Origin of the sequence: Stenotrophomonas nitritireducens (genome assembly GCF_050984405.1) — a bacterium.
In the GTDB taxonomy this organism is placed as follows: Bacteria; Pseudomonadota; Gammaproteobacteria; order Xanthomonadales; family Xanthomonadaceae; genus Stenotrophomonas; species Stenotrophomonas nitritireducens_B.
In genome coordinates this window covers 1,952,570-1,964,820 of sequence record NZ_CP158790.1, presented here as the reverse complement: position 1 = coordinate 1,964,820, position 12,251 = coordinate 1,952,570, and the positions used below count along the sequence as shown (strand labels likewise).

The window sequence follows — 12,251 nt, the reverse complement described above, 5'->3', positions numbered from 1 at the left end:
GCGGTCCTGCCGGCGCACCGCCCCTTCCCAGGTTCCCGCATGACCACGACCGCCCAGCCCGTCACCGCCGGCCTCAGCCGCGCGGCCATTTTCCTCGTCGTCACGCTCCGGCCCGACGCGCAGGCCAGCACACGCGCCCGCGCGGTGTGCGGCGACGTTTCCACCCTGGTGCGCTCGATCGGTTCGCGCGTGCTCGATGGCCGGCTGTGCTGCGTGACCGGCATCGGCTCGGAGGCCTGGGACCGCCTGTACGGCGCGCCGCGCCCGAAGGAACTGCACCCCTTCATCGAAATCGACGGCAGGCACCGTGCCGTCGCCACGCCCGGCGACCTGCTGTTCCACATCCGCGCCGAGCGCATGGACCTGTGCTTCGAACTGGCCACGCAGCTGATGACGCGGCTGGGCGACGCCGTGGCCAGCGCCGACCAGGTGAACGGCTTCGGCTATTTCGACAGCCGCGACCTGATCGGCTTCGTCGACGGCACCGAGAACCCGGTGGACGACGAAGCCCGCGAGGCCGCCCTGGTCGGCGCCGACGACCCCGGCTTCGCCGGCGGCAGCTACGTCATCACCCAGAAATACCTGCACGACCTGCAGGGCTGGAACGCGGTGCCGGTGGCCGAGCAGGAACGCATCGTCGGCCGCACCAAGCTGGACAACATCGAACTGGACGACGACGCCAAGCCCGGCTACGCGCACAACGCGCTGACCAACATCGTCGAGGACGGCAGGGAACTGAAGATCCTGCGCAGCAACATGTCCTTCGGCGACGCCGCCAGGGGCGAATACGGCACCTTCTTCATCGGCTACGCCTGCACGCCGACGCGCATCGAGAAGATGCTGCGCAACATGTTCATCGGCAACCCGCCGGGCAACCACGACCGCCTGCTGGATTTCAGCCGCACGGTCAGCGGCAACCTGTTCTTCGCACCGCCGGCCGGCTTCCTCGAGGACGCCGCGGAGTAAGGCCGCCCGCGCCCGCCCGCCGGCGGCGCGCGGCCCGGTTCGTCGCCGGCGGCCCCGCCCCGTATCATGGGCCATCCATGCACCACGCCCGTGGCGCCGCCCTCACCGGCCGGCGGCGCGGGCCATCCGCCGGAAGCCAAGCACTTGCAACACGCCGAACCCACCAAGAAGGGCCGCCAGGACAACGGCGCGGTCGAACACACCCCGCTGATGAAGCAGTACTTCGCGGCCAAGTCCGACCACCCGGACCTGCTGCTGTTCTTCCGCATGGGCGATTTCTACGAGCTGTTCTACGACGACGCGCGCAAGGCCGCGCGCCTGCTCGACATCACCCTGACCCAGCGCGGCAGCTCCGGCGGCGCGCCGATCCCGATGGCCGGCGTGCCGGTGCACGCCTACGAGGGCTACCTGGCGCGGCTGGTGGCGCTGGGCGAATCGGTGGCGATCTGCGAGCAGATCGGCGACCCGGCGCTGGCCAAGGGCCTGGTCGAACGCAAGGTCGTGCGCATCGTCACCCCCGGCACGGTCACCGACGAGGCCCTGCTGGACGAACGCCGCGATACCCTGCTGATGGCGCTCTCGCGCAGCAAGCAGGGCTACGGCCTGGCCTGGGCCGACCTGGCCGGCGGCCGTTTCCTGGTCAACGAAGTGGAGACCGACGACGCGCTGGAAGCCGAGCTGGCGCGGCTGGAGCCGGCCGAGCTGCTGGTCCCGGACGAGGAGAACTGGCCGGAATTCCTGCGCCAGCGCAGCGGCGTGCGCCGCCGTGCGCCGTGGCTGTTCGACGCCGACAGCGGCCGCCGGCAGCTGCTGAACTTCTTCAAGCTGCATGACCTTTCCGGCTTCGGCATCGACGACAAGCCGCGCGCCACCGCCGCCGCCGGGGCCCTGCTCGGCTACGTCGAGGAAACCCAGAAGCAGCGCCTGCCGCACCTGACCGCCATCGCGATGGAAAACGCCGGCGAGGCGATCGCGATGAACGCCGCCACCCGCCGTCACCTGGAGCTGGACACGCGCGTGGACGGCGACACCCGCAACACCCTGCTGGGCGTGCTTGACAGCACGGTCACGCCGATGGGCGGGCGCCTGCTGCGGCGCTGGCTGCACCGCCCGCTGCGGCTGCGCGAGGTGCTGCAGCAGCGCCACCACGCCGTGGCGACGCTGATCGACCGCGGCACCGATGCCGACCTGCGCGAATCCTTCCGCGCGCTCGGCGATATCGAACGCATCCTTACCCGCATGGCGCTGCGCTCGGCGCGGCCGCGCGACTTCTCCACCCTGCGCGACGGCCTGGGCATGCTGCCGGCCATCGCCGCGCAGCTGGAAACGCTGGATTCGCCGCGCCTGCAGCAGCTGCGCGCCGAACTGGGCTCGCACGATGAAAGCGCGCAGCTGCTGGCATCCGCCATCGCCGAGCAGCCGCCGCTCAAGCTGTCCGACGGTGGCGTGATCGCCGAGGGCTTCGACGCCGAGCTGGACGAACTGCGGCGCCTGTCCACCCACGCCGACCAGTTCCTGATCGACCTGGAAATCCGCGAGCGCGAGAGCAGCGGCATCCCGACCCTGAAAGTCGGCTACAACCGCGTGCACGGCTATTACATCGAGATCAGCAAGGGCCAGGCCGACAAGGCGCCGGTGCATTACACCCGCCGCCAGACCCTGACCAACGCCGAGCGCTACATCACCGAGGAACTGAAGAGTTTCGAGGACAAGGTGCTGTCCGCGCGCGAGCGCTCGCTGTCGCGCGAGAAGCTGCTGTACGAAGGCCTGCTCGACACCATCGGCGAGCACCTGGAGCCGCTCAAGCGCTGCGCCGCCGCGCTGAGCGAACTGGACGTGCTGGCCTGCTTCGCCGAACGCGCGCAGGCGCTGGACTGGTCGCAGCCGGAACTGGAAACCGCGCCGTGCCTGAAGATCGAGCGCGGCCGCCACCCGGTGGTGGAGGCGGTGCGCGAGGCGCCGTTCGAACCCAACGACCTGGACCTGCACCCGCAGCGGCGCATGCTGGTCATCACCGGCCCGAACATGGGCGGTAAATCGACCTACATGCGGCAGAACGCGCTGATCGTGCTGCTGGCCCACATCGGCAGCTTCGTGCCGGCCAGCCGCGCGGTGATCGGCCCGATCGACCGCATCCTGACCCGCATCGGTGCCGGCGACGACCTGGCCAAGGGCCAATCGACCTTCATGGTCGAGATGGCCGAGACCAGCTACATCCTGCACCACGCCACCGCGCACTCGCTGGTGCTGATGGACGAGATCGGCCGCGGCACTTCCACCTACGACGGCCTGGCCCTGGCCGACGCGGTGGCGCGCCACCTCGCCCACGCCAACCGCTGCTACACCCTGTTCGCCACGCACTACTTCGAACTGACCGCGCTGGCCGACGAGACCCACGAAGGCGGCCCCAGCGGCATCGCCAACGTGCACCTGGACGCGGTGGAGCATGGCGAGGCGCTGGTATTCATGCACGCGGTCAAGGACGGCCCGGCCAACCGCAGTTTCGGCCTGCAGGTAGCGGCGCTGGCCGGCCTGCCGCGCGCCACCGTGGCGCAGGCGCGGCGCCGGCTGGCCGAGCTGGAGCAGCGTGGCGGCGAGACGCAAGCGGCGCAGATGGCGCCGCAGGCACTGGACGCGCCGCAGCAATTCGGCCTGTTCGCGCCGGTGTCCTCTGCGGCGCTGGAGGCATTGCAGGCGATCGATCCGGATGAGCTGACGCCGAAGCAGGCGCTGGAGGCGCTGTACCGGATGAAGTCGTTGCTGTGAGCGCGTGCGCTCGCTGACCGTACGCCCCTGCAGTTGCAGTTGTCGTTGCAGTAGTCGTTGCGGTTGCGGTTGCCCATGCTTCTGCTGTTGCCTTGGCTTTTGGCTTTTGGCTTCCGGGTCCCCTTCCGTAGCGACGGAGCCGACGGACAAGACCCCGCAGGGGCGACGTGCATGGATGCACGTCGTTTTTCGACGAGACATGGATGTCTCGTCGAAAAATCCCGGCGGCGGAGTGGACCCGGAGTGCCGCAGGCACGGAGGGCGCGGAGGCAGGGGCGTGTTTCTTTTGGCTACCTTTTCTTTGCACGAGCAAAGAAAAGTAGCTCGCGCCCCGAAGGGGAGCGAAAGCCTTTGCTCCTGTTTCTGCCCTTGCTCTGGTTTCCCCTGGACGCGGTGCCAAAGCGATAGGCAAAGGGCCAATCCAGAGCCAAGCCAGAGCCAAGGATAGAGGCCAAGGCAAAGGCAAAGGCCAAGACCAAGACCAAGACCAAGACCAAGACCAAGACCAAGACCAAGACCAAGACCAAGACCAAGACCAAGACCAAGACCAAGACCAAGACCAAGACCAAGACCAAGACCAAGACCAAGACCAAGACCAAGACCAAGACCAAGCATGAAAGCGGGAGCTTGAAAGCAGAGCTTTCGCCCCTGCTTCGCAGGAGCGAGTTACTTCTCTTTGCTCGTGCAAAGAGAAGTAACCAAGAGAAACACGCCCCTGCCTACGCGCCCAACCCGCTACGCGGGCTGGGTCCACTCCGCCGCCGGGATTTTTCGACACGACATCCCTGTCGTGTCGAAAAACGACGTGCGTCCCTGCACGTCGCCCCTTCGGGGTCTTGTCCGTCGGCTCCGTCGCTGCGGAAGGGGGCCCTGAAATCAAAAGCGCAGAAGCAAAAGCACGATCAACGACAACGACAACGGCAACGGCAACGGCAACGGCAACGGCAACGGCCGATAGCGTGCTGCGCTCAGGCGCTCTCCGCCCGTTCCGCCACCAGCGCATCGTCCCGCGCATTGGCCCGCTGCGCCGCCGGCCGCTGCAGGTGCGCTCCCGCGTAGGCCTCGAACACCGGCGTCGGCGCCAGTTCGCCGACGCGCATGTAGTAGCCGAGCAGCGCGGCCATGTACAGATCGGCGACGGTGAAACGCTCGCTCACCAAGTGCTTCCTGCCCGTCACCGCGTTTTCCAGCGTGCGCATCAGGTCAGCCTCGTTGCCGTAGCCCGCTTCCACCGACGGCGCCAGCGCGCCGTGCCGGCGCGCGGTGATGAACGATTCCAGCGGGCCGGCGGCAAACAGCATCCAGCGGTAGCAGGCGCCACGCTCGGGCGAACCGGGCGGCGGCAGCAGCTGCTTTTCCGGCACCAGATCGGCCAGGTGCAGGCAGATGGCCGCGTTCTCGGTCACCACACCGTCGCCATGGCGCAATGCCGGCACCTTGCCCATCGGATTGATGGCCAGGTACTCCGGCGCCTTCATCGTGGTGCCGTAATCGACGATCACCTCCTCGTACGGCAGGCCGGTTTCCTCCAGCATCCAGCGCGCGACGCGGCCGCGGGAGAAGGGATGGGTGTAGAAGGTCAGCGTGGTCATGGTGGGCTCCTGTAGCGGGAGCCCGCAGTGTGCGCGGGGGCTGCTGACAGCCGCTGTCAGCAGTCGGCGCTCCGGGGTTGCCGGCGCTGTTCGCTCCAGCGCTTGAGCAGCCTGTGGCGCTGCTCGGGGTAGCGCATGCCGGTGTCGTGCAGCGTCACCACGCGGTCGGCGCGGAAGTGGCGGAAGTCGCCGCGCATCTCGCACCAGGCCGCCAACAGGCGTACGTCGGCCAGGAACGCCATCGCGAACGGCCAGATCATGCGTTCGCTGGGGCGGCCTTCGGCATCGCGGTAATGGATGCGCACGGCGTTGCCGGCGCGGATCGCGCGGCGCAGCGCCGGCAGCCACGGCTCCGGTTCGGTGGGATGCCACTGCGGCGCGTACAGGCCGCTGGTCTCCACCTGCAGGCGCAGGTCCTCGGGCAGCACGCCGGTTACCCGGTCCAGCGCGGCGCCGGCGGCGACGGCCAGTTCCGGATCGGCATGCGAGGCCACCCAGCGCACGCCGAGCACGATGGCTTCCAGTTCCTCGGCCGAGAACATCATCGGCGGCAGCAGGAAGCCGCCGCGCAGCTGGTAGCCGATGCCGGGGTCGCCGACGATGTCCGCGCCCTGCCCGCGCAGCGCGTCGATGTCGCGGTACAGCGTGCGCAGGCTCACCCCCAGCCGCTCGGCCAGCTGCGCGCCGCGCACCGGCTTGCGGCGCCGCCGCAGTTCGTCGAGCAGGTGCAGCAGGCGGGTGGCGCGTTCGGTCATGCGGTGCGTCCGGGGCGGTTCAATGGGCGCTGCGGAGTCTGGCAGATACGGGGCGCCACGGACATCGGCGCGGCCGTCCGGCGTGCCCCTTGCGCCGGACCGGCGTTGGCAACACAGTGCCCTCTCGGCCCCCCGCTCCGGAGAGCTTCCATGTCGCTGCTGCTCTATGGCCATCCGTTCTCGTCGTACACGCAGAAGGTGCTGATAGCGCTGTACGAGAACGCCACGCCGTTCCAGTTCCGCATGCTCGGCCCGGACACGCCGCAGAACGCCGCCGAATGGCTGCAGCGCTGGCCGCTGCGCAAGTTCCCGCTGCTGGTGGACGATGGGCGCAGCGTGGTGGAAACCAGCATCATCATCGAGTACCTGCAGCAGAAGCACGGCGGGCCGGTGCGCCTGCTGCCGGACGACCCGGCCGCGGCGCTGGACGTGCGTTTCCTGGACCGTTTCTTCGACCTGCACGTGATGAGCCCGGTGCAGCACGCGGTCGGCGGCGCGCTGAGCGGCGATGGCGGCAAGGCCGCCGAGGCGCGGGCAGACGCGGTGGAACGGCTGGAACTGGCCTACGGCTGGCTCGAGCAGCAGCTGGCCGGCAGGCAATGGGCGACGGGCGAGGCGTTCACCCTGGCCGACTGCGCCGCCGCGCCGGCGCTGTTCTACGCCGACTGGACCCACCGCATCCCCGACACGATGCCCGTGCTGCGCGGCTACCGCGCGCGCCTGCTGGCACGGCCCTCGTTCGCGCGCGCGGTCGAGGAAGCGCGCCCATACCGCGAACTGTTCCCGCTGGGCGCGCCAGACCGCGACTGAGCATCGGTCCGGCCCCGCGCGGACGCGGCGGCCTTTCCGATCATCGGCCCGGACAAACAATAGATAGCCCCTATCAATCCCAGCAGATCATTCGATTTTCCATTTCATGAAGCCGTAGCTATCGTCGTCGCAGGATGTTTCCCACGCCAGCCAGGAGCCCGCCATGAGCAGCAACGACAGCAAACCCACCTGCCCGTACCATGCCGCGCCCACGCCGGCGCAGGCCGCGCAGTCGCAGCGCGATACCAGCACCACGCCCGCGCGGAAGCACGGCGACGCGCCGGTGACGCCGATGACCACCGCCTTCGGCGCGCCGGTGGTGGACAACCAGAACAGCCGGACCGCCGGCCCGCGCGGCCCGCTGCTGATGGAAGACGTGTGGCTGCTGGAGAAGCTGGCCAACCTCAACCGCGAGGTCATCCCCGAGCGGCGCATGCACGCCAAGGGCTCCGGCGCGTTCGGCACCTTCACCGTCACCCACGACATCACCCGCTACACCCGCGCCAAGATCTTCTCGGCGGTGGGCAAGAAGACCGAGATGTTCGCCCGCTTCACCACCGTGGCCGGCGAGCGCGGCGCGGCCGACGCCGAGCGCGACATCCGCGGCTTCGCGCTGAAGTTCTACACCGAGGAAGGCAACTGGGACCTGGTCGGCAACAACACGCCGGTGTTCTTCCTGCGCGACCCGCGCAAGTTCGGCGACCTCAACAAGGCGGTCAAGCGCGACCCGCACACCAACCTGCGCAGCGCGCGCAACAACTGGGATTTCTGGACCCTGCTGCCGGAAGCGCTGATGCAGGTGACCGTGGTGATGAGCGACCGCGGCATCCCGCGTACGTTCCGCCACATGCACGGCTTCGGCTCGCACACCTACAGCTTCACCAACAACGACGGCGAGCGCTTCTGGGTGAAGTTCCACTTCCACAGCCAGCAGGGCATCGAGGCGCTGACCGACGCGCAGGCCGAGGTGCTGGCCGGCAAGGACCGCGAGAGCCATGGCCGCGACCTGTTCCAGGCGATCGAGCGCGGCGATTTCCCGAAGTGGAAGCTGTTCGTGCAGATCATGCCGGAGCTGGACGCGGAGACCTATCGCTTCCATCCGTTCGACCTGACCAAGGTGTGGCCCAAGAGCGACTACCCGCTGATCGAAGTGGGCGAGTTCGAGCTCAACCGCAACCCGGACAACTGGTACCAGGACGTGGAGCAGTCGGCGTTCGCGCCGAGCAACCTGGTGCCGGGCATCGGCCCGTCGCCGGACAAGATGCTGCAGGCGCGCCTGTTCGCCTACAGCGATGCGCAGCGTTACCGGCTGGGCGTCAACCACCACCAGATCCCGGTGAACGCGGCGCGCTGCCCGGTGCACAGCAACCACCGCGACGGCGCCATGCGCGTGGACGGCAACTACGGCGGCCTGCCGCACTACGAGCCCAACAGCTACGGCCAGTGGCAGGAGCAGCCGCAGTACCGCGAGCCGGCGCTGAAGATCCGCGGCGACGCCGACTTCTGGAATTTCCGCGAGGACGACGCCGACTATTTCAGCCAGCCCGGCGCGCTGTTCCGCAGCTACGACGACGCGCAGAAGCAGCGCCTGTTCGACAACACCGCGCGGGCGATGGGCGATGCGCCGGACTTCATCAAGCAGCGCCACGTGGACAACTGCAGCAAGGCCGACCCGGCCTACGGCGCGGGCGTGGCGGCAGCGTTGAAGAAGCGGGCGGCGATGCCGCCGGCCGATCCGTTCGCTCCGGCGACGCCGGAGGCGGAGTTCCCCCGGGCCACGCCGGGCGCCGAGGATATCGCGCTCTGACAGATGCAGCCCCTCTCCCGCCGGGAGAGGGGTTGGGCCAGACCACGCGGCTGCGTGCCACCAGCACGCGTACGGTGCGGCATCCATCCCTTGGCATGAATCGGGCTGGTGCGGGGGCAGCGCAGGAATCCCGTGGTCGCGACAGTGGGGAAACAGTCAACGGCGGCTTTTCTCCCCACCCGGCGCGTCCACAGGCCGAGCCGTGGTTGTTCCTGCGGCTTCTCCTTCGTCCACCGCTGCGGAACACACCTGTTCCGCACCTGCCCGTGCCCTGCAGTCCGGGCGGCTTCGCCGGGCAGCCCGGCGATCCTTCCGGGTTGCCTGCGAAAAAGAGAAGAAAACGGCCGCACCTGCCCGGCGCCCGCGGCGCTACCATGCCCATGTTCACCCACCGCAAGGACCACGCCCCGATGAGCCTCACCGACGACCTTCTTTCCCAGCTGCAGGGCGCACCACTGCAGCAGGTCTCCCAGCAGCTGGGCCTCGACAGCCAGCAGGCCTCGGGCGCCATCGGCGCCGCGCTGCCGCTGCTGATGGGCGCGCTGGGCAACAACGCCGCCAGACCGCAGGGCGCCGAAGCCCTGCTCGGCGCGCTGCAGAACAACCACAGCGGCCTGGACATCGGCAGCGTGCTCGGTTCGGTGCTGGGCGGCGGCAGCAGCCCGGCGGCCAACGGCGCCGGCATCCTCGGCCACATCTTCGGCGGCAGCCAGGGCCGGGCCGAGGCCGGGCTGGCGCAGGCCACCGGCCTGAGCAGCGACCGCGCCGGGCAACTGCTGAAGATCCTCGCCCCGATCGTGATGGCCTACGTGGCCCAGCGCATGTCCAGCAGCGGCCAGGCCGATGCCGGCAGCCTGAGCCAGATGCTCGGCCAGGAAAAGCAGCGCGTGGTGCAGCAGGGCGGCGTCGGCGGCGGCCTGCTCGGCAGCCTGCTCGACCAGGACGGCGATGGCCAGTTCGGCGTATCCGACCTGATCCGGCTTGGCAGCGGCCTGCTGGGCAGCGGCAAGCGCTGAGCCGCCGCGCCCGCATGACGGAAACGCCACCTCATGGTGGCGTTTTTGTTGGCGGCATGCGTTGCAGGAGCGCACTTGTAGGAGCGCACTTCAGTGCGCGATGGGCTCTATCGATAAAGCCCTATCGCGCACTGAAGTGCGCTCCTACAAATGCGCTCCTATAGCGCGTCGATGTCGCCCAGCGCGCGGATCAGGCGGCGCGCGCGTTTGTCCGGCTTGTGCTCGGGCGGCAGGTAGCCGTCGCGGGCGGCGGCGCGCTGCAGGCGCTGCTCCTCGCGCGCCCTGCGCGAGGCCTCGGTTTCCTCGTACAGGGCCTGCGCCACCGGCGCCGGTCCGCGCGTGTCGCTGAGGCCGCGCACGCCGATCTCGAACGTCTCCTCGCCGCGCTGCACGCGCAACGCATCGCCGACGCGGACCGAGCGCGAGGACTTGGGGCGCTGCCCGTCGATCTCGACCTTGCCGGTCTCGACCGCGTGCTTGGCCAGGCTGCGGGTCTTGAAGAAGCGCGCCGCCCACAGCCAGACGTCCAGACGGACGGCGGCGGCCGGCGCATTGTGCGTTTCAGTCATGCTTTTTGGTGAAATCCACTTCCATCGCCTCCTTGCGTGATTGGCCGATGGTCCAGTTCAGGCTGTCGTCGGGATTGCAGCGGCGGCTGCGCATCGACGGCATGGCGTTTTTGTCCTGCGCATCGGCACGCGCGTTGCCGACCAGGCAGTCGGCATGGTCGGACGGGCGCACGCTGGCGTCCATCAGGCGTTCGGAGTTGGCGCAGGCCGACAAGGCCAGCACCGCCATCGCGCCACACAGCTGTTTCAGCATTCCCGTTCCTCCTCTGGAAACCCGCAGGCGCCATCGTAGCGACACCTGCGGGCATCGTCACACCGGCGATGCTAGTGTCCGCATTCAGCCACCGACCCGCGCCCATGACCGCCGCCGCCCACCCGACCCGCTCGCTGACCGAAGGCCCGATCGGGCGCAACCTGCTGCTGTTCGCCCTGCCCATCCTGGCCGGCAACATCGCCCAGTCGCTCAACGGCTCGGTCAACGCGATCTGGGTCGGCAAGTTCCTCGGCGAGGCGGCGCTGACCGCCACGGCCAACGCCAACAACATCATGTTCTTCCTGATCGGTTCGGTGTTCGGCATCGGCATGGCCGCCACCATCCTGATCGGCCAGGCGATGGGCGCGCGCGACGTGGCCCAGGCGCGGCGGGTGATGGGCACCAGCGCCACCTTCTTCATCGGCATCTCGGTGCTGATCGCCATCGCCGGCTGGTTCATGGCGCACCCGCTGCTGGCGGCGATGGGCACGCCGGCCGTCTCGCTGCCGCTGGCCGAGGCCTACCTGCGCATCATCTTCCTGGCCACGCCGACGCTGTACGCCTTCGCCTTCCTCAGCGCGGCGCTGCGTGGCGCCGGAGATTCGCGCACGCCGTTCCGCTTCCTGCTGGTGTCGGTGGCGCTGGACATCGTGCTCAACCCGCTGCTGATCTTCGGCGTCGGCCCGTTCCCGCAGCTGGGCATCGCCGGCGCGGCCTGGGCCACGCTGCTGGCGCAGTCGCTGTCCCTGCTCGGCCTGCTGGCCTACATGCGCCACCGCGGCCACGTGCTGTGGCTGGGCCGCAAGGACATGGCGCTGTTCCGCATCGACCTGGCCATCCTCCGCGCGCTGGTGGTCAAGGGCGTGCCGATGGGCCTGCAGATGGTGCTGATCTCGCTGTCGATGATCATGCTGATGACCATGGTCAATGACTACGGCACCGATACCGCCGCGGCCTATGGCGCCTCGCTGCAGCTGTGGACCTACGTGCAGATGCCGGCGATGGCGATCGGCGCGGCGTGTTCGTCGATGGCCGCGCAGAACGTCGGCGCGCGGCGCTGGGACCGGGTGCGCGGCACCGCGCGCAAGGGCGTGCTGTTCAACTTCCTGCTCACCGGCGTGCTGATCCTGCCGCTGATCCTGCTGGACCGGCACTCGCTGGCGCTGTTCCTGCCCGATGGCAGCCAGGCGCTGGCGGTGGCGCGGCACCTGAACCACATCGCGGTGTGGTCGTTCCTGTTCTTCGGCGTGAGCTTCGTGATCTCCGGCGTGGTGCGCTCCACCGGCGCGGTGATCGCGCCGCTGCTGATCCTGGCCGCCTCGCTGTGGGGTGTGCGCGTGCCCTTCGCCGAACTGCTGCAACCGTACTGGGGCGCCGACGCGATCTGGTGGAGCTTCCCCGTCAGCTCGCTGGTGTCGATGCTGCTGTCGCTGGCCTATTACCGCTGGGGCGGCTGGCGCAAGGCGACGATGATGGCCGCGCCGTCGCATGCCGCCGAACTGGCGACGCCGGCGGAAGTGCCGGCATGCCCACCCTCGCCGGTGGCCGACGCGGACGCAGAAGCCTGAAAGACCTGCCCTGCCCACCGTAGGAGCGGCTTCAGCCGCGAACGGGGCCTTCATCAGGAAAGCCTGTCGCGACTGAAGTCGCTCCTACGGGAATGTGGCGGAAGTGCCGACATGCCCGCCATCGCCAGCAGCCGGCGCAAACGCCGAGG

Annotated in this window: 10 protein-coding genes; 6 read left to right on the top strand and 4 right to left on the bottom strand. The window is 69.1% G+C overall.

Going from position 1 to position 12,251, the window contains the following annotated elements:
- The first annotated feature begins 39 nt into the window (after window positions 1–39).
- On the top strand, window positions 40–966 hold the full coding sequence (locus ABTV91_RS08415; protein ID WP_433854079.1) for a Dyp-type peroxidase: 927 nt from the start codon (window positions 40–42) through the stop codon (window positions 964–966).
- Window positions 967–1,176: 210 nt separating this feature from the next.
- A complete protein-coding gene (gene mutS / locus ABTV91_RS08410) occupies window positions 1,177–3,732 on the top strand; it encodes a DNA mismatch repair protein MutS (RefSeq protein WP_433854153.1) in 2,556 nt (851 codons plus the stop codon).
- Between the two features lie 968 nt (window positions 3,733–4,700).
- On the opposite strand, the gene ABTV91_RS08405 is transcribed toward mutS, so the two are convergent.
- A complete protein-coding gene (locus tag ABTV91_RS08405; protein WP_433854078.1) occupies window positions 4,701–5,324 on the bottom strand; it encodes a glutathione S-transferase family protein in 624 nt (207 codons plus the stop codon).
- 56 nt (window positions 5,325–5,380) lie between these two features.
- Window positions 5,381–6,079 (bottom strand): helix-turn-helix transcriptional regulator, encoded by a 699-nt coding sequence (locus ABTV91_RS08400; protein ID WP_433854077.1) that lies wholly within the window; start codon window positions 6,077–6,079, stop codon window positions 5,381–5,383.
- Window positions 6,080–6,229: 150 nt separating this feature from the next.
- On the opposite strand from ABTV91_RS08400, the gene ABTV91_RS08395 reads away from it, so the two are divergent.
- From ABTV91_RS08395 to ABTV91_RS08385, 3 genes are all read left to right on the top strand, one after another.
- Complete coding sequence (locus ABTV91_RS08395) at window positions 6,230–6,889, top strand: glutathione S-transferase family protein (RefSeq protein WP_433854076.1); 660 nt, start codon at window positions 6,230–6,232, stop codon at window positions 6,887–6,889.
- A 163-nt stretch (window positions 6,890–7,052) separates the two neighbouring features.
- Window positions 7,053–8,696 carry a catalase gene (locus ABTV91_RS08390; RefSeq protein WP_433854075.1) on the top strand — a complete coding sequence of 548 codons (1,644 nt, stop codon included), beginning with the start codon at window positions 7,053–7,055 and terminating at the stop codon, window positions 8,694–8,696.
- A gap of 410 nt (window positions 8,697–9,106) precedes the next feature.
- Window positions 9,107–9,712: a DUF937 domain-containing protein gene (locus tag ABTV91_RS08385; protein ID WP_433854152.1), complete on the top strand. Its 606-nt coding sequence runs from the start codon at window positions 9,107–9,109 to the stop codon at window positions 9,710–9,712.
- Window positions 9,713–9,870: 158 nt separating this feature from the next.
- On the opposite strand, the gene ABTV91_RS08380 is transcribed toward ABTV91_RS08385, so the two are convergent.
- Both ABTV91_RS08380 and ABTV91_RS08375 read right to left on the bottom strand, forming a co-directional pair.
- Window positions 9,871–10,281 carry an RNA-binding S4 domain-containing protein gene (locus ABTV91_RS08380; RefSeq protein WP_433854074.1) on the bottom strand — a complete coding sequence of 137 codons (411 nt, stop codon included), beginning with the start codon at window positions 10,279–10,281 and terminating at the stop codon, window positions 9,871–9,873.
- Window positions 10,274–10,534, bottom strand: coding sequence for a hypothetical protein (locus tag ABTV91_RS08375; protein WP_433854073.1), 261 nt, complete (start codon window positions 10,532–10,534; stop codon window positions 10,274–10,276). The genes ABTV91_RS08380 and ABTV91_RS08375 overlap by 8 nt, the downstream gene beginning before the upstream one ends.
- 104 nt (window positions 10,535–10,638) lie before the next feature.
- Between ABTV91_RS08375 and ABTV91_RS08370 the strand changes: the two genes are divergently transcribed.
- Entirely contained in the window at window positions 10,639–12,102 is a 1,464-nt protein-coding gene (locus ABTV91_RS08370; RefSeq protein ID WP_433854072.1) for an MATE family efflux transporter, read from the top strand.
- Window positions 12,103–12,251 lie beyond the last annotated feature (149 nt).